Here is a 17,051-nt window from a genome sequence, read left to right as displayed (position 1 = left end):
GTCCGATGAGCCAGGCGGCACAGAACCTGAACTGGTTGATCACCAACTTCGTGGACAACACCCCTGGGGTGTCCCACACCGTGGTGGTCTCCGCCGACGGCCTTCTGCTGGCGATGTCCGAAGGTTTCCCGCGGGACCGCGCCGACCAGCTGGCGGCCGTCGCCTCCGGTCTGACCTCGCTGACGGCCGGGGCGTCCCGGATCTTCGAGGGCGGCACCGTGGCACAGACGGTCGTCGAGATGGAACGCGGGTTCCTCTTCCTGATGTCCATCTCGGACGGGTCGTCCCTCGCGGTCCTGGCCCATCCCGAGGCGGACATCGGTCTCGTCGGCTACGAGATGGCACTGCTCGTCGACCGCGCAGGGGCGGTGCTCACCCCGGACCTGCGCGCCGAACTCCAGGGAAGTCTGCTTCACTGACCGCCCCCGGCACCACCCACCTCACGAAAACACCGTCCGGCCGCCACAATCCCCCCACCGGCCCCGTCAGACGGCTTGACTGACCGACTTGCTGTCCCGCCCGGAGGATTCATGACCCCGCCCACCGCCCATCATGATCCGTACGCGGAGCCGTACGGGGACGAGGGCGACCAGCCGCTGGTGAGGCCCTACGCCATGACCGGCGGCCGGACCAGGCCTCGCTACCAGCTCGCCATCGAGGCGCTGATCAGCACCACGGCCGACCCGGCAGCGCTCATGGGGCTGCTCCCGGAGCACCAGCGCATCTGCCACCTGTGCCGCGAGGTCAAGTCGGTCGCGGAGGTCTCCGCGCTGCTGGCCATGCCGCTCGGTGTGGCCCGGATCCTGGTGGCCGACCGTCGGCGCCGTCTCGGAGATCAACCCGCTGCGCACAGAGGCCGTCATGACGTCCGCTTCGGCCGGCATCGACGACCTCACCCACACCGGAGACAAGACCACCACCACGGTGGCCATGGACTTCGGCCGCATCACCCTGGACCAGGACCTGATCCTGTACCTGTTCGGCACCCCCGGCCAGGACCGCTTCTGGTTCATGTGGGACGACCTGGTCCGCGGCGCCATCGGTGCCGTCGTCCTCGTCGACACCCGGCGCCTGGCCGACTGCTTCCCCGCGGTCGACTACTTCGAGAACTCGGGCCTGCCCTTCGTCATCGCCCTCAACGGCTTCGACGGGCAGCAGCCCTACACCCCGGACGAGGTGCGGGAAGCCCTGCAGATCGGTCCGGACGCCCCGATCATCACGACGGACGCCCGCCACCGCGCGGACGCCAAGTCGGCACTGATCACGCTCGTGGAACACGCCCTGATGGCACGGCTCAAGTAGCACTCAAGTACGACGGGCCGTACGGCAGTTGTCGTAAGGGGTTCGGAGCCGACTGTGGCCTTTGACACGGTCGGCTCCGGTGTTCATAACAGTTCGGCAGAGGAATCACCCGGTATCACCACGCGACGCGGTCGTGTGGTGCCGCTGTGCGCACAAACGCCCCGCCTTTTGGCGGGGCTCGCTCTTTATGACCGTTTTATCTCGCGCTTACAACCGCTCCATCACCGGGTTTCCACTGTTTGGAAGTGCACTGGTCCACGTGCTGGAATGCCTGAACTGCCCAATGGTCGAAGACGTACTGAGTGCGTACCGAGTACGTACTGGTGGTCGATGGCGAACCGGGCTCTGAGAGACTGCGGCACGACGTAGGTGCCGACCGCCGAGAGGTTGTTGGTCGAGTGAGGCGAAGCAAGAACGGTCCCGAGCCGTCGGCGCGGGGCAACTTCACCCCGCCGCCGCGCGCTGCGGCGCCCACCCCCGTTCCCGGTGCGGAACCGGAGGCCACTCCCGCGCCCAGCGGCGGCCGTCTCTCCCCGCGGAACTGGCGGGTGCCGACCCGGCTGAACGCGATCCTGCTCATACCCGTGGCCGTCGGTCTCGTCATGGGCGGCTTCCAGGTGAAGAGCTCGATCGACACCTGGCAGCAGGCCCGCGACGCCGAGAACACCGCCCGTCTCGTGCGCGCCGCCCTCACCTACGCCGACGCGCTGGAGAGCGAGCGCGACGTCACCGCGGCACCACTGCTGCTGAACAAGAAGGACACCGACAGCAAGGCGGTCGTCGACAACGCCCGCAAGGCCACGGACCAGGCCGCCGACGTCTTCGACGAGGCGACGAAGAGCATGCCCGCCACCTCGGGCCTGCAGCGCCGGCTGAAGCTGTTCCGCGAGGCGGAGCCCAAGCTGGCGCAGCTGCGGCAGATCGCGTACACCTCCAAGGCGACCGGCGTACAGACCGAAGAGGGCTACGTCGAGGTCAGTCACCCCCTGATGGAGTTCGCCAACGAACTCGGTCTGGGCACCGGAAACATCACCTCCTACGGCCGTACCGTCTACGCCATCTCGCTGACCAAGGCGGCGCTGTCGCTGGAGCGGTCGATCGGCACCCACCTGCTGGTCAAGCCCGGTCCGGACGCGCCGAACCTCGCGACCCAGCGGGTCTCCCTGTCCTCGTACGCCTACCTGGAGCGCATCGCCCGTGAGGAGTACCTCGGCGGTGGCACCGAGGCCGACGCGCAGAAGCTGAGCGACGCGGAACAGAAGATCAAGACGGACGCCGCCGGCATGGTCCAGAAGGCCAAGGCGAGCAACCCGAACTACGTCGCCCCGCCCTCCGACCCGACCAAGATGGTGGCCTTGATCGCCACCATGAAGGACACCAGCACGCTCACCCGTGACCAGCTCGCCGCGGGCGGCATCACCGCCGACAACTGGTGGGCGGTCAACACGCTGAAGTACAAGGCCTACCGCCAGATCGAGTCGGACATGGCCGACAAGGCGGTGAACGAGGCCTCGGCCATCGCCGACGACGCCAAGACCTCGGCGTTCATCACCGGTGCCGTGGTCGTCGTCGCCCTGCTGGCCGCGTTCATCCTGGCCGGTCTGGTGGCCCGCCAGATGAGCCGCTCGATGCGCCGGCTGCGCAACGCCGCCTTCGGCATCGCCGAGCAGCGGCTGCCGATGCTCGTCGACCAGCTTTCCCGCACCGACCCCGGCCGGGTCGACACCCGGGTCGCGCCGATCCCGATCACCACCAAGGACGAGATCGGCGAGGTCGCCCGCGCCTTCGACCAGGTCCACCGCGAGGCGGTCCGGCTCGCCTCCGAGCAGGCCCTGCTGCGGGGCAACATCAACGCGATCTTCACCAACCTCTCGCGCCGCAACCAGTCGCTGATCGAGGGCCAGCTCACCCTGATCACCGACCTGGAGAACAACGAGGCCGACCCCGACCAGCTGGAGAACCTCTTCAAGCTGGACCACCTGGCCACCCGTATGCGCCGCAACGGCGAGAACCTCCTGGTCCTCGCCGGCGAGGAGCCCGGCCGCCGCTGGGACCAGCCCGTGCCGCTCGTCGACGTGCTGCGCGCCGCCTCCTCCGAGGTGGAGCAGTACGAGCGCATCGAGCTGTCGGGTGTGCCGGAGGCCGAGATCCACGGCCGCGCGGTCACCGACCTCGTGCACCTGCTGGCCGAGCTGCTGGAGAACGCCACCACGTTCTCCTCCCCGCAGACCAAGGTCCGCGTCACCGCGACCCGTCTCCCCGACGGCCGCGTGATGATCGAGATCCACGACAAGGGCATCGGTCTGACCGCCGAGGACTTCGCGGACATCAACCACAAGCTGGCGAACCCGCCGACCGTGGACGCCGCGATCTCGCAGCGCATGGGCCTGTTCGTGGTCGGCCGGCTGTCCGACCGGCACGGCATCCGGGTCCAGCTCCGCCCCTCGGGCGAGCAGGCCGGCACGACGTCCCTGGTCATGCTGCCGGACGCGATCACGCACGGCGGTGGCGGCGAGGCCCCGCTGGACCGCGACGAGTTCACCGTCTCGCAGATCATCCCGGAGCAGCAGTTCCAGGGTGAGAGCTTCGGCCAGCAGCAGCCCATGCGCACCGCGGCCGAACTCGGCTTCGACGACAGCCAGTACCCGGCGGTCCCCGACGACATCCGCGACCTGGACCCCGTGGGCCGCTCGCTGATGCGCGAGGAGCGCCGCGCCGCCCTGGAGGGCCAGGGCCAGCAGCCCGCCGAGCCGCGGCAGGGGGCCGCCGAGGCCCCCGCCGGGTACACGGACCCGTTCACCGGGCAGCAGCAGGCGTACCAGGAGCAGCAGCGGTCCTACGACGAGCAGCCGCAGCAGTCCTACGAGGCGCCGGCGTACGAGGAGCAGCGGCAGTCGTACGAGGAGCAGCCGCAGCACGCGTCGTACGAGCAGCAGTACGAGCAGCGCTACGACGAGCAGTACTACGCGCCGAACGGCGAAGTGCCGCGGCACGACGGCTTCTCCGCGAACGGCGGCTACCAGGAGTCCGCGTCCGCGTATGCGGAGCCTGCCCAGACGCCGTCCTACCAGGACGACTGGCCCCAGCAGGACGGCTACCAGAACGGCTATCCGGCCCAGTACGCTCCGGAAGCGGAATCCTCGCAGGCCGCTGACGCGAGTGAGCGGAACCGCGTAGGCTTCGACCGTCCGGGAACGGCATCTCCCGCCGCACACGCGCTGACCGACGCCGGGCTGCCCCGCCGCGGGTCCCCCGCGAGCGACTCCGCCGGCTCCGCGAACGGCACGGCCCGCGTGCAGCAGGAAGCGCCGGCTCCCGCACCGGGGAACGCTCCGGGGACGGGCGGCCAGAGCGACTGGCGTTCGGCGAACGACGAGCGGTGGCAGCAGGCCGCACAGCTCCGGAAGCCCAAGGCAGGCGGGGTCACCGCCTCGGGTCTGCCGCGGCGGGTGCCCAAGGCCAATCTGGTCGAGGGTTCCGCCGAAACCACCCCCCAGGGAGGCCCACAGGTCTCCCGCGCCCCGGAGGACGTCCGGGGCAGGCTGAGCAACCTGCGCCGGGGCGTCCAGCGCGGACGCAGCGCAGGCAGTGAAACGAACGGCCAGGGCTTCGGTCCTGACAGCACCTACAACCAGGAGCGTTAGTGTGAGCCCGATGAGCCAGGCGGCACAGAACCTGAACTGGTTGATCACCAACTTCGTGGACAACACCCCGGGGGTGTCCCACACGGTGGTGGTCTCCGCCGACGGACTCCTTCTGGCGATGTCCGAAGGCTTTCCCCGCGACCGCGCCGACCAGCTCGCGGCCGTCGCCTCCGGTCTGACGTCTCTGACGGCAGGCGCCTCCCGGATCTTCGAGGGAGGCAGCGTGAATCAGACGGTTGTGGAGATGGAGCGGGGATTCCTCTTCATCATGTCCATCTCCGACGGTTCCTCGCTCGCGGTCCTGGCCCACCCGGAGGCGGACATCGGCCTCATCGGGTACGAGATGGCCCTTCTGGTGGACCGCGCGGGCACGGTCCTCACCCCGGATCTCCGCGCGGAACTCCAGGGAAGCCTTCTCAACTAATAATCGGACGGTGCGTATTCGCGTCCCGGGGCCGTAAGGTTTCGGGACGCGGTTCCCCAGGGATGGGTGCCCGGCGCAGTCGGAGGAGGAGAAAGTGGCAACACCCCCAGGCGGTTCGTCTTCGGGCAACTGGTCGTACGGCCCTGCCCAGGGCCAGAACGACGGCTCGGCGAACCCGTACAACTTCCCCTCCGCTCCCAGCCACCGGCAGCCGTACGCCCCGCAGGGCCCCGGCCCGTCGCCGTACGACCAGCCCCCGGCACCGCGCATCCAGCCGGTCCAGCCGCAGCGCCGCCCCGAGCCGGCACCGGCCTCGGCGTCGAACAACCCCTTGGTGCGTCCGTACGCCATGACCGGCGGCCGGACCCGCCCGCGGTACCAGCTCGCCATCGAGGCGCTGGTGCACACCACCGCCGCTCCGCACCAGATGCAGGGTCAACTGCCCGAGCATCCGTCGGCGCCGTCTCGGAGATCAACCCGCTGCGCACAGAGGCCGTCATGACGTCCGCTTCGGCCGGCATCGACGACCTCACCCACACCGGAGACAAGACGACGACCACCGTCGCCATGGACTTCGGCCGTATCACCCTGGACCAGGACCTGATCCTGTACCTGTTCGGCACCCCCGGCCAGGACCGCTTCTGGTTCATGTGGGACGACCTGGTCCGCGGCGCCATCGGCGCGATCGTCCTCGTCGACACCCGGCGTCTCGCCGACTGCTTCCCCGCGGTCGACTACTTCGAGAACTCGGGCCTGCCCTTCGTCATCGCCCTCAACGGCTTCGACGGCCAGCAGCCGTACTCGCCCGACGAGGTCCGCGAGGCGCTGCAGATCGGCCCGGACACCCCGATCATCACGACGGACGCCCGCCACCGCGCGGACGCCAAGTCGGCACTGATCACACTGGTGGAACACGCCCTGATGGCCCGCCTGCGCTAGCGCTTCTCCACGAGGGGCCCTTTCCACCCGGAGAGGGCCCCTTTGCCGTACCTTGGGCCGATCGGGTGATGGGTGGGCTTTCGCCGGAGCGGTGTTCGGTGGTGCCGAGGCACTGGGGGCGTGTCGGGGCAGGAACACGCCACAGCCCCGCCTCCCTCAAGGGGCGGCGGGGCTGTGGTCGCGCAGGACGTCAGTGCCAGCTGTGCGGCGCGCGGAATCCCGGCTCGCGCTCCAGGCGGCGCCAGCCTGCCTTGGCGCGGACTCGGTGGGTCGCCGAAGGCTCGGGGCGGGCGGCGGCGCGGGCCAGGAGGATCGCCGTGATGGCGGCGACTTCCTCGGGCTCGGCATGGCCCTTCTCGACGCGGATGTCAGGAGTGCTCATGGGTGTCAGTCTCCGTGAGAGAGGTTTCCGCCGGGTTACTGCGGCGGGTTGCCGTGCTTGCGAGAAGGCAGGTCGGCGTGCTTGGTGTGCAGCATCGCCAGGGACTTGATCAGCACCTCGCGCGTCTCGGCGGGGTCGATGACGTCGTCGACCAGGCCCCGCTCGGCCGCGTAGTAGGGGTGCATCAGCTCGGACTTGTACTCCTTGACCATCCGCGCCCGCATGGCCTCGGGGTCCTCGGCCTCGGCGATCTGCCGGCGGAAGATGACGTTGGCCGCGCCCTCCGCGCCCATCACGGCGATCTCGTTGGTCGGCCAGGCGTAGGTGAGGTCGGCGCCGATCGACTGGGAGTCCATGACGATGTAGGCACCTCCGTACGCCTTGCGCAGGATGAGCGAGATCCTCGGCACGGTCGCGTTGCAGTAGGCGTACAGCAGCTTCGCGCCGTGGCGGATGATCCCGCCGTGCTCCTGGTCGACACCGGGGAGGAACCCGGGGACGTCCAGGAAGGTGACGATCGGGATATTGAAAGCGTCACACATCTGGACAAAGCGCGCAGCTTTTTCACTCGCCTCGATGTCCAGCACGCCCGCCAGCACCTGCGGCTGGTTCGCGATGATGCCGACCACCTGGCCGTCCAGGCGGGCGAGGGCGCAGATGATGTTGCGCGCCCAGCGCTCGTGGACCTCCAGGTACTCGCCGTCGTCGACGATCTCCTCGATGACCTTCGCCATGTCGTAGGGCCGGTTGCCGTCGGCCGGGACCAGGTCCAGCAGCACGTCGCCGCGGCGGTCCGCCGGGTCGGCGGAGTCGACCCGGGGCGGGTTCTCCCGGTTGTTCTGCGGGAGGAGCGACAGGAGGTAGCGCACCTCGGCGATGCACGTCTCCTCATCGTCGTACGCGAAGTGGCAGACGCCGCTCGTCTCGGCGTGGACGTCCGCGCCGCCCAGGCCGTTCTGGGTGATCTCCTCGCCCGTGACGGCCTTGACCACGTCGGGGCCCGTGATGAACATCTGGGAGGTGTCGCGGACCATGAAGACGAAGTCCGTCAGCGCCGGGGAGTACGCGGCGCCGCCCGCGCACGGGCCGAGCATCACGGAGATCTGCGGGATGACACCGCTCGCCCTGGTGTTGCGCTGGAAGATGCCGCCGTAGCCGGCGAGGGCGGAGACGCCCTCCTGGATGCGGGCGCCGGCGCCGTCGTTCAGGGAGACCAGCGGAGCGCCGGCCGCGATGGCCATGTCCATGATCTTGTGGATCTTGGTGGCGTGGGCCTCGCCGAGGGCGCCGCCGAAGATCCGGAAGTCGTGGGCGTAGACGAAGACCGTGCGGCCCTCCACCGTGCCCCAGCCGGTGATGACACCGTCGGTGTACGGCTTCTTCGCCTCCAGGCCGAAGCCGGTCGCCCGGTGCCGGCGAAGCTGCTCGACCTCCTGGAAGGACCCGGGGTCGAGGAGGAGCTCGATCCGCTCCCGTGCCGTCAGCTTGCCCTTGGCGTGCTGCGCCTCGGTCGCCTTCTCGCTGGGGCCCGCCAGGGCCCGGGCACGAATCTCGTGCAGTTCGGCGACCCGTCCGCGTGCGTCCGTCGGCTCGCCGGTCGGCTCACCCGTCGTCTCTTCCAAAACGGTCATGTAGCGACCTTACGAAGGACCCGAAGAAAAGCGAGCCGTCGACTCCGTACAGTCTCCGGCCTGTTTTCCTGGTACCAGTGAACAGAACCATGGCGGCATGCAGGCATTCCGACTGCTCAGGAGGGCGTCCCGTTGTAGGGAGACCACAAAGCCGTCAGCCGAGAGTCAGCTCACATTCGTGGGTGGCACATGCCATCCCCGGAGTGACACGGACCCTCAGACGGCGGTCAGCCGAAAGGACCTCGACGCTGTCGTCGGCCCGGGTCACCGCGCGCACCGGACGGTTCCAGACCAGCTCCAGCGGGACACCGGTGCGGGGCGGCTCGCTCACGCAGAGGGTGGCCGTCCGTCCCCGGCGTACGACGAGCACGCTCGCGCCGGCCGAGACGGTCAGGTCCCCCACCGTACCGGCCCGCCAGAAGTTCCACGCCGTCAGGCCCAGCCGGGGGACGGCGACGGCCTGGCGGTCGGCGTCGTTGGCGAGGACGGAGAGCCAATGCCGGTCGGCGGCCCGGGCGGCGGTCTGCGCGCGGGACGCGCCGGGCAGCAGGACGTAGGCGTAGCGGGCGGCCTCGGGGTCGGTGCCGTGGTCGAGCCAGAGGGTCTGCCAGTGCCGGGTGCGCCGCTCGTCCGTGCTGGTGGTGTTGATGTCGGACCAGGCGCCGGCGCGGTCCTCGCGGAGGGTGTGCAGCTCGCCGCCGTACGGCAGGATCCAGCCGCCGTGCTCTTCCAGGTGGGCCCAGTTCCGCCCGCGCACGAAGCTCTGGGTGCCGTTCGCGCCCAGGTTGCGGCTGTCCACGACCGTCTCCACCGGGACGCCGTCGGCGCAGGAGATCCCGGCGCCGAGGCAGACCACGGCGTCGTCGAGGAAGAACCAGGACTTGTGGGCCTGGAGGGTGGAGCCGAGGCCCTTGAGGTGCTGGCCGACCGCCGCGTACGTGCCGTCGGTGGTCCCGCCGACCCAGCGGACGTCCGGCTTGGGGGCGCCCCACTCGCCGCCGGCCCGGTCGGGGAGCCGCCGGGTGGAGACGGTGGTGCCGGGCAGCCGGTACCAGTCGACGGTGGGCCAGTACCAGTCGGTGTACTGGTCGCTCCGGCCCCGGGGCCACCAGGAGAGCATGCCGGACCCGGTGTGCCAGCCGCGCGGGTTCTCGCCGTTGCCGCACTCGTAGTGGGCGATGCGGTCACTGGCCATGGCGAGGGCGGCGGTGAAGCGGGGCGTGCGGTGGACGGCGCGGTCCATCGCCGGGAAGAGGCGGTGGCCGAGGGGTTCCGGGGCGGCGGGTCCGGGCGAGGCGGCGACGGCGTGCAGCCGCGCGAGATCGGCGACTGCGAACTGACGTGACGTCAGCATCGGTACGACGGTGTCCCGTTCGATCCAGCCCTTGATCCGGCCGTACCACCGCTCCCGCTCGGCCGCGCTCGTGCCGCCCGCGAGGAGGGCGATGGCGGCGATCAGGGCCTGCCCGTGGTAGTGGTCGCCGCGCAGCACGTGCTGGTCGTCGCCGCGCAGGTAACCCCGGCTGATGGCACGGCCGTTGACGCAGTCCATCACCAGCCCGTCGTGGATCAGGGGCGCGTAGGCGTGCTCGACGCTGTCCAGGACGTGTCGCCGGGCGGGGTCGGTGACCTCCCAGTCGGACCCCGCGAGGAGCGTGAACAGCCGCCCGAGTCCGTCGAGCATGACCTGGCCGTACGTGCCGGAGTAGGCGACCCAGGTGTGCTGGACGAAGGAGCCGTCGGCGTAGAGGCCGTCGCCCTGCGTCACGTACGGGAAGACGGGCGAGAGGGCGTCACGGGCCAGGGAGATTTTCTCCGGACTCCGGCCGAGGATGCCGCGCAGGGCGACCGAGCGGCACAGGTCGACGCGGTTGGCGCCGGTGGAGGTGCCGGAGTAGTCGGTGAGCATGGCGTCCGGGACGAAGTGGTCGACGGCCGCGCAGCCCGCCGCGACCCGGGCGGGGCCGAGCCGCTCGTACAGGGCGGCCGTGATGTCCGTCAGCAGCCGGGGGCTGCCGATCTGCCACTCCCACCAGTTGCCGTAGCGGGTGGTGGCGGGGTTGTAGACGGTGGCGGAGAGGTGGTCGAGCCCGCGCAGCACGTCGGCGAGCAGGCCGGGGTCGCCGGTGGAACCGGTGCCGGCCTGGACGTACGCCTGGGTCATGGTCCACAGGCGGCCGTAGCTGAAGGTGATGCCGGAGGGCGGGTCGAAGGGATGCCCGGGCCAGAGGAAGGCGGGGCCGGGCTCCATGCCCTCCCGGAACTCCCGCGCCTGCTGCCCGAGCAGGGCGAGCCGGGAGGCGTACGGCTCGGCGGCCGGGTCGTATCCCGCGCCGAGGGCGATGCCGAGCCAGCGGCGGCGCAGCACGTCGTACGGGTCCTCGGCCGCCCGGGCGCCCGGCGCCGGCGCGGCGGCGAGGGCGGCGGCCAGCAGCAGCGCGCGTCGGGTCATGCGCATGGGCCCGGTCACCGCCCTCTCCCCCTCGACTGCCGGCTCAGCAGCCGCCACAGTTGTAGTAGAGGACGTCCCAGTGGTTGCCCTCGTCGGCATAGATGTTGCCGGAACCGGACTGGTACTGCGGGGCGCCGTCGCCGCGCAGGCCGATGTAGCTGAAGTTGTTCTTGATGTACGACGTCACGCAGGTGCTCTTGGAGTAGTCGAGCTTGTAGCCGTTCCAGTGGGAGTAGGTGCCGGAGGCGTGGCCGGTCTCGGTGCCGCCGGTGATGTTGAGCGCGCAGCCGCTGGCCCGCTTGAGGGTCTGGGCGCCCTGGGCGGTGGCGAGGTTGAGCTGCTCGAAGGACGTGCAGGTGGAGTTGTAGCGGTCGGAGCAGTTGCCCGAGGACGACCAGGTGATGCCGACGTCGCGGAACATCTGGGTGGCGGTCGCGTGGCTGATCTTGGTGACGGCGAAGGCGTCGGTGGCGGTGCCGAGGACGGCGACGCCGGGGGCGACGACGAGGGCGAGCGCGGTCAGCAGCGCGCGGGGCTTGAGCGGCTTCATGGGGACCTTTCCTGCGGTGGGCCGTGCGTCCTGTGGGTCGGCTGTGCAGGTGGTGCAGGCAGATGGTGCCCGAGCGATCGGCCGGTGCGCCAGAGGGCAGAAGCGGTTACTCCACGGAATCATGCAAACACGTTGCGGATGATGTTGAAAACCGAACCGAATGGGTCTACTGTCTGAGTCACAGGGTTCGTTTAACTTTCAACTAGGAGGACGTCATGGGAATCTTCAGCCGCAAGGACACCACCCCCGCCCCCGTCGCGCAGGCCACCGCCGGCCCCGACCTGACCGCGCTGACCGGCGACTACACGATCGACCCGGCCCACAGCACGATCGGCTTCGTCGCCCGGCACGCCATGGTCACCAACGTCAAGGGTGGCTTCAAGGACTTCACCGGCACCCTCCACCTCGACGGCGCCGACCCCACCAGGTCCACCGCCACGCTCGACGTCCAGATGGCCAGCATCGAGACCGGCAACCCCGACCGCGACGGCCACCTGAAGTCCTCCGACTTCTTCAAGATCGACGAGTTCCCGGTCATGACGTTCCGCTCCACCAAGGCGGAGTCCCTGGGCGGCGACGACTACCGCATCACCGGCGACCTCTCCCTCCTCGGCGTCACCAAGCCGCTCACCATCGACCTGGAGTTCAACGGCGTCGCGAAGGACCCGTTCGGCAACGAGCGCGTCGGCTTCGAGGGCAAGGCCGAGATCCTGCGCTCGGAGTGGGGCCTGACCTGGAACGCGGCGCTGGAGACGGGCGGCGTCCTGGTCTCCGACAAGATCAAGCTCGTCTTCGACATCTCGGCGATCAAGAGCGCGTGAGCGCCCGGCAGCCGACCGGGGGTCGGCACGGTGTCCGTCGTCAGGTGACCGTAGGTCCGCTCGCTTCCCGGCCGGTGCCGGCCTGGAGCGAGCGGACGGCCCGGAGAGACGGTGACCGGGCCGCAACGGGCCCTTGGATCGGGAGCACTGGGTCCCTCGCACGGTGATTGGCGGATTCGTACCAAGGATCCCGCGCAAATGAGCAGGTCAAGCGGCTGGGCGGATGGCGCGAGTGGCCCAAATCCGCCAATCACCGGTTCCGTGTGACCGCAGGGGCGCATGGGACACCAACCCATACGGTCGCGTCCGGCCGCCGGCGGGGCGACTCAATCCCCCGTGCTGGAGCCCGCGGAAGCACGACACTGGCCGGGAAGCGGGCAGCCCAACGGCCACGAAACCCCAAGGCTCACCGCGGTCGGCCTCGATCTCGCCGCGGTCACGCGTCCCGATCAGGCCGCGTGCCTCAGAAGCTTCCGCCGAAGTCCCCTCCCCCGCCGCCGTCGGAGCCACCGCCGCCGTCGAAGCCACCCCCGTCGCCGAAGCCGCCGCTGAAGTCGCCGGGGTCGAAGTCGGTGCCGGAGACGTCGCCGCCCTCGTAGCCGCCCCCGCCGAAGTCGCCGTACCCGGTGCCGTAGTCGGCGGCGTACGTGGGCGTGGCCATCACGCTTCCCAGCAGGGTGCCGACGAGGAGGCCGGGCAGGAGGCCGCCGCCGAAGTAGCCGCCGGCCCAGGGGCCGTAGGCGGGGCCCGCGTCCCAGTAGGGGCGGCGGCCGTAGTCGGTGTCGACCTCGCGGACCACGGGGTCGCGGCCGTCGGCCAGACGGGTGGCGTCGGCGGCGCAGACCGGGACCTGGCGGGCGGCGCCGCCGGGCGGGGTCCAGGTGGCGTCGGAGACCGAGGGACCGTGCCGGGGGTCGAAGAAGCAGGGCGGGCGGCGCTCCGGGAGCGGGCGGCCCTCGCGGCGGGCGGACAGCTGGGCGAGGGAGAAGCGGCCGTCCTCCAGCGCCTCGGTGACCGACCGGACGTCCTCCGGTCTGCGTGCCGCGGCCATGCGCTGCTTGGCGGTCTCGTAGGCGTCCAGCGCGCGCTCGTAGTCGGCGCGCATCGCGTCGTCGGCGCCCGCTTCCGAGGGGTGGAAGTCCAGCCGGTCGAGTTCCTCGCCGAACGCGGTGATGTCCTCGTCCACGACCACCCGCAGCCGGTCCAGGGCGGCCCGCTGCTCCCCCTCCCGGCGCCGGCGGCCGCGGCGGACCAGGGCGTACGCGCCCACGCCCGCGGCCACCAGGACGACGGCCGTCGTGACCAGTGCCGTGGCCGACGCACCGCCGCCGCCGGCCGAGCCGCCCCAGCTCCGGGGGGCGTGGCCGCCCATGTTGGCCAGGGCGCGGTCGGTGAAGTCGGCGAGCTGGGTCTTGGTGTCCTCGCCCTGGACGCTGCGGACGAGGTTCTGCCGGGCCGTGGTCGGCATGACGGAGGAGTCGGCGCGGGCGTCGAAGCGGTCGCCCAGGCGGACGCCGTAGAGACCGGTGACGCCGGTGGCGGAGCGGAGGTCGGAGAAGAGGTGTGCGGTGGGGTAGCCGGCCGGGAGGACCGCGATGAACAGGGGTTTGTTCGCGTCCTTGATCCGGTCGGCGAGTGTGGCGGCGTCCGCTGCGGACAGTTGGTCCCTGGCCGCCGGGTCGACGTAGACCGGGCTCTTGCGCAGGGCCTGGGCGATCGTGGAGACGCTGGTGTCCGCGCTCGCCCCGGGCGCGAACAGGGTCGTCAGCGCCAGGGCGAGTACGGCCAGCAGCAGGGCGGGGAGGCTTCGGGTCCGCGGAACGGCCTTCATACCTTGAAACTACCCGAAGCCTCCCCAAACCGGTCACTCATGTGGCGTCGGGATCAGGCCGCCCGGTACGCCTCCGCCAGCTTCTCCACCGCCTTCCCGTACCTGCCGGTCAGCAGCAGGTGGTCGGCGTCGGCGAAAGGCTTCGCCACGGCCGCCGTGAGGTGGCCGTCCGCCTTCTGCTGGACGAGCAGCCGGGCCTGGGTCACCAGCGCGCGCCCGGCGCGGTCGTCGCCGTGCCGCTCGGCCTTCGCCGCCCGGACGGCGAGGTCGCGCAGGGTGGCCGTACCGCCCTTCGGGACGTCGGTGCGGGTGGTCAGGCCCCAGCCGTACGGGAACTGCGGGTCGTACGCCGTGTCGCCCACGTTGATCGGCAGTTGCTCCTCCGACTTGGGCCAGGTGACCGGGAGCTGTCCGGTGAAGGGGCGCGCTCCGTAGAGGACGTCCGCGACGCCCTCGCCCTCGGTGCCGGGCAGCCAGGAGGCGACCAGGGCGTCGATCTCGTCCAGCCGGTCGCCGACGAGCTGCGGGCGGCCGGAGACGATCAGCACCGCGCACTTCATGGCCGCGCACACCTTGTCGACCGCGGCCTGGTCGGCGGCGGACAGCTTGAGGTCGTGACCGTTGCCGACGTCACCGACGCCCTCGGCGTACGGGGTCTCGCCGACCACGACCACCCCGACGTCGTAACCGCCGGTCGGGGCGGAGGCGTCCTTGGAGTAGGTGACGTCCCCGCCCGCCTTCCGCAGGCCCTGGAGGATGGTCGTACCGGGAACGGTGTTCCCCGAGGCGCCCTGCCAGGTGAGGGTCCAGCCGCCGGTCTGGTTGCCGATGTCGTCGGCGTTGGACCCGGCGACGTACACCTTCTCGCTCTTCTTCAGCGGCAGCAGCCCGCCCGCGTTCTTCAGCAGCACCTGCGACTCGGCGGCGGCCCGGCGGGCGACCTCCCGGTGCGCCGGGGAGCCGATGGCGGCGGCCCCGCTCGTGTCGGCGTACGGGTGCTCGAAGAGGCCCAGCTCGAACTTCTCGGTCAGGATGCGGGAGACGGCGTCGTCGATCCGCTTCTCACCGACCCGGCCCGCCTTCACCTCGTCGACGAGCGCGGTGCTGAACTCCTTGTAGGTGTACGGCACCATCATCATGTCGACGCCCGCGTTGACCGAGGTGCGGACGTGGGACGCGTAGTCGCCGGGCAGCTGGTCGATGGCGTTCCAGTCGCTGATGACGAAGCCGTCGAAGCCCATGCGGCCCTTGAGGACGCCGTTGATCATGTCGCCGCGGGCGTGCATCTTCACCGCGCCCTTGCCGTCGCCTGCGATGTCGAGGGAGGAGTACGACGGCATGACCGTGCCGACGCCCCGCTCGACGGCCGTGCGGAACGGCGCCAGGTGGATGTCCTCCAGCTCCTCGCGGGTGACCTTGGTGACGCCCTGGTCGATGGTGTACTTCCCGGTGGTGGAGGAGCCGTACGCGGTGCCGCCGTCGCCGACGAAGTGCTTGGCCGTGGCGAGCACCTTGTCGTCACGCTTCAGGTCCCTGCCGTTCGCACGGCCCTGGAGGCCCTGGATCACGGTCTCCATGGACTGAACGAGTGCCGGGTCCTCGCCGAAGGACTCGTAGGAGCGGCCCCAGCGTTCGTCGCGGCTCACGCACAGGCACGGCGCGAAGTCCCAGGGGACGCCGGTCGCGCGGACCTCGGCGGCCGTCACCGCGCCCGTCTCGTACGCCAGTCGGGGATCGCGGGTGGCGCCGATGCCGACGTTGTGGGGCATGACCGTGGCGCCGGAGAGGTTGTTGTGGCCGTGGACCGCGTCGACGCCGTAGATCAGCGGGATCTGGAAGCGCGTCGCCTGGGTCCGCAGCTGGAACGCGTCGATCATCTTCGCCCATGCCTCGGGCGTGTTGGGCGTGGGCGTCGAGCCGCCGCCGGAGAGCAGGGAGCCGAGGGCGTAGGCGGCGATGTCGTTCGGCTGGGTCATCGCGCCGCGTTCGGCCTGCGTCATCTGGCCGGCCTTCTCCGCCAGGGACATCCGGCTCAGCAGGTCGGCGACCCGCTTCTTCACCGGCAGCTTGGCGTTCAGGTACGGCAGTCCGTGCGCGTCGATCACGACCTGCGGGGTCTCTGCGGGGGCCTTCGCGCCGGTGACCGTGAGCTTCAGGGGGACGGTCTCGGCGGGTTCGGCCGCCCGGTCCCGGCGGGTGGGCACGGCGATGGTCCGCGCGGTGCCGGAGGCGGTGCCGGCCGGGAAGGTGAGGGTGCCGGAGACGGGGGTGTAGTCCTGGCCGGCGGTGGCGGTGCCGTCCCCGGTGGCGTAGGTGACGGTCACTGGGTCGGTGAGGGGCTGCTCGCCGGTGGTCGCCACGGTGACCTTCACCTCGGCCGTCCCGCCCTCCTCGACCGGGTGGACGGGCGCGTCGGTGGTGACGGAGGCGTGCAGCGCCTGGTCGGCCCTGCCGTACAGCTCGACGTCGTCCATGGCGAAGTCGCCCTTGGCGCCGGCCGGGAGGGTGAGGGCGTACCCCCACATCTCCTTCAGACCGAGCACGTGGTCGATGCCGCCGACGGGCTGGTAGTCGGTGCGGTAGGTGAAGTCGGTGAAGGGGAGCTGGATCTGCTTCCAGCCGGTGAAGTCGTCGGTGAAGGAGGTGGTCCAGAGTTCGGACGCCTCGCCGTTCGCCCCGCCGTCCTTGATCTCGAAGGGGATCTTCTTGCCGTTGTTCCGCCCCTCCCACCAGAACCGGATGCCCTGGTGGGCGGACCAGTCGTGGGCGGGCGCGGTGGCGGCGAAGTCGTGGGTGAAGCCGCCGTAGCCGCTGATGTCGTAGCTGCCGGCGAGGACCTTGCCGCCCTCGGGTGCGTCGGCGCGGTCGGCGAGACGGAGCGTGGGCGGGTCGTCGGAGTCACCGCCCCAGGTGAAGATGCCCTCGGCGGGCTGGGAGGCGAAGGGCACCTCGCCCTCGAAACGGTCGACGGGTACGGGGGCGGGCTCGTCGGCGGCTCGCGCGGTCGCCGCCCAGGGCAGCAGACCGGCGAGGAGTGCGGCGGAGGCGAGCAGGGCGGTTCTTCGCATGGACCTT

At 70.7% G+C, this 17,051-nt stretch carries 12 protein-coding genes and 2 pseudogenes; 8 read left to right on the top strand and 6 right to left on the bottom strand.

From position 1 onward, the window contains the following. The first annotated feature begins 5 nt into the window (after nt 1–5). From OO52_RS11055 to OO52_RS11035, 7 genes and pseudogenes are all read left to right on the top strand, one after another. A complete protein-coding gene (locus tag OO52_RS11055) occupies nt 6–419 on the top strand; it encodes a roadblock/LC7 domain-containing protein (RefSeq protein ID WP_014675212.1) in 414 nt (137 codons plus the stop codon). Nucleotides 420–530: 111 nt separating this feature from the next. Further along, nucleotides 531–815: pseudogene (locus tag OO52_RS47075) on the top strand (DUF742 domain-containing protein); the annotation flags it as partial. Beyond that, the gene (locus OO52_RS11050; RefSeq protein ID WP_037670720.1) at nt 790–1,302 is read left to right on the top strand and encodes a GTP-binding protein; all 513 of its coding nucleotides are present in this window, start codon (nt 790–792) and stop codon (nt 1,300–1,302) included. The pseudogene OO52_RS47075 and the gene OO52_RS11050, both read left to right, overlap by 26 nt. 398 nt (nt 1,303–1,700) lie before the next feature. Then, nucleotides 1,701–4,946 carry a sensor histidine kinase gene (locus OO52_RS11045; protein WP_209439609.1) on the top strand — a complete coding sequence of 1,082 codons (3,246 nt, stop codon included), beginning with the start codon at nt 1,701–1,703 and terminating at the stop codon, nt 4,944–4,946. A 10-nt stretch (nt 4,947–4,956) separates the two neighbouring features. Continuing rightward, nucleotides 4,957–5,370 (top strand): roadblock/LC7 domain-containing protein, encoded by a 414-nt coding sequence (locus tag OO52_RS11040; protein WP_004983065.1) that lies wholly within the window; start codon nt 4,957–4,959, stop codon nt 5,368–5,370. Nucleotides 5,371–5,464: 94 nt separating this feature from the next. After that, nucleotides 5,465–5,821 (top strand): annotated as a pseudogene (locus OO52_RS47070) (DUF742 domain-containing protein); the annotation flags it as partial. 20 nt (nt 5,822–5,841) lie between these two features. Next, a complete protein-coding gene (locus OO52_RS11035; protein WP_051854385.1) occupies nt 5,842–6,309 on the top strand; it encodes a GTP-binding protein in 468 nt (155 codons plus the stop codon). A 190-nt stretch (nt 6,310–6,499) separates the two neighbouring features. On the opposite strand, the gene OO52_RS11030 is transcribed toward OO52_RS11035, so the two are convergent. From OO52_RS11030 to OO52_RS11015, 4 genes are all read right to left on the bottom strand, one after another. Then, complete coding sequence (locus tag OO52_RS11030) at nt 6,500–6,691, bottom strand: acyl-CoA carboxylase subunit epsilon (RefSeq protein WP_030649231.1); 192 nt, start codon at nt 6,689–6,691, stop codon at nt 6,500–6,502. 35 nt (nt 6,692–6,726) lie between these two features. Further along, complete coding sequence (locus OO52_RS11025; RefSeq protein WP_030649233.1) at nt 6,727–8,322, bottom strand: acyl-CoA carboxylase subunit beta; 1,596 nt, start codon at nt 8,320–8,322, stop codon at nt 6,727–6,729. 154 nt (nt 8,323–8,476) lie between these two features. Beyond that, on the bottom strand, nt 8,477–10,780 hold the full coding sequence (locus OO52_RS11020; protein ID WP_030649235.1) for a polysaccharide lyase 8 family protein: 2,304 nt from the start codon (nt 10,778–10,780) through the stop codon (nt 8,477–8,479). Nucleotides 10,781–10,817: 37 nt separating this feature from the next. Next, entirely contained in the window at nt 10,818–11,324 is a 507-nt protein-coding gene (locus OO52_RS11015) for a hypothetical protein (RefSeq protein WP_030649238.1), read from the bottom strand. A 215-nt stretch (nt 11,325–11,539) separates the two neighbouring features. On the opposite strand from OO52_RS11015, the gene OO52_RS11010 reads away from it, so the two are divergent. After that, the gene (locus tag OO52_RS11010) at nt 11,540–12,145 is read left to right on the top strand and encodes a YceI family protein (protein ID WP_030649241.1); all 606 of its coding nucleotides are present in this window, start codon (nt 11,540–11,542) and stop codon (nt 12,143–12,145) included. Nucleotides 12,146–12,608: 463 nt separating this feature from the next. Here OO52_RS11010 and OO52_RS11005 read toward each other — a convergent pair whose 3' ends face one another. Both OO52_RS11005 and OO52_RS11000 read right to left on the bottom strand, forming a co-directional pair. Beyond that, nucleotides 12,609–13,976 (bottom strand): membrane protein, encoded by a 1,368-nt coding sequence (locus OO52_RS11005; RefSeq protein ID WP_030649244.1) that lies wholly within the window; start codon nt 13,974–13,976, stop codon nt 12,609–12,611. Between the two features lie 53 nt (nt 13,977–14,029). After that, nucleotides 14,030–17,044, bottom strand: coding sequence for a glycoside hydrolase family 3 protein (locus OO52_RS11000; RefSeq protein WP_030649247.1), 3,015 nt, complete (start codon nt 17,042–17,044; stop codon nt 14,030–14,032). Nucleotides 17,045–17,051 lie beyond the last annotated feature (7 nt).

This window comes from Streptomyces flaveolus (assembly GCF_000716535.1).
GTDB lineage: Bacteria > Actinomycetota > Actinomycetes > Streptomycetales > Streptomycetaceae > Streptomyces > Streptomyces flaveolus_A.
The sequence above is the reverse complement of the archived record's forward strand: the minus strand, read 5'-3'. Positions and strand labels throughout refer to the sequence as shown.

What these genes read in the sequence shown, in the direction of transcription:
- OO52_RS11005 (WP_030649244.1), bottom strand. Translation starts at nt 13,976, where the DNA reads ATGAAGGCCGTTCCGCGGACCCGAAGCCTCCCCGCCCTGCTGCTGGCC.
- OO52_RS11015 (WP_030649238.1), bottom strand. Translation starts at nt 11,324, where the DNA reads ATGAAGCCGCTCAAGCCCCGCGCGCTGCTGACCGCGCTCGCCCTCGTC.
- OO52_RS11025 (WP_030649233.1), bottom strand. Translation starts at nt 8,322, where the DNA reads ATGACCGTTTTGGAAGAGACGACGGGTGAGCCGACCGGCGAGCCGACG.
- OO52_RS11010 (WP_030649241.1), top strand. Translation starts at nt 11,540, where the DNA reads ATGGGAATCTTCAGCCGCAAGGACACCACCCCCGCCCCCGTCGCGCAG.
- OO52_RS11055 (WP_014675212.1), top strand. Translation starts at nt 6, where the DNA reads ATGAGCCAGGCGGCACAGAACCTGAACTGGTTGATCACCAACTTCGTG.
- OO52_RS11000 (WP_030649247.1), bottom strand. Translation starts at nt 17,044, where the DNA reads ATGCGAAGAACCGCCCTGCTCGCCTCCGCCGCACTCCTCGCCGGTCTG.
- OO52_RS11020 (WP_030649235.1), bottom strand. Translation starts at nt 10,780, where the DNA reads ATGCGCATGACCCGACGCGCGCTGCTGCTGGCCGCCGCCCTCGCCGCC.
- OO52_RS11040 (WP_004983065.1), top strand. Translation starts at nt 4,957, where the DNA reads ATGAGCCAGGCGGCACAGAACCTGAACTGGTTGATCACCAACTTCGTG.
- OO52_RS11030 (WP_030649231.1), bottom strand. Translation starts at nt 6,691, where the DNA reads ATGAGCACTCCTGACATCCGCGTCGAGAAGGGCCATGCCGAGCCCGAG.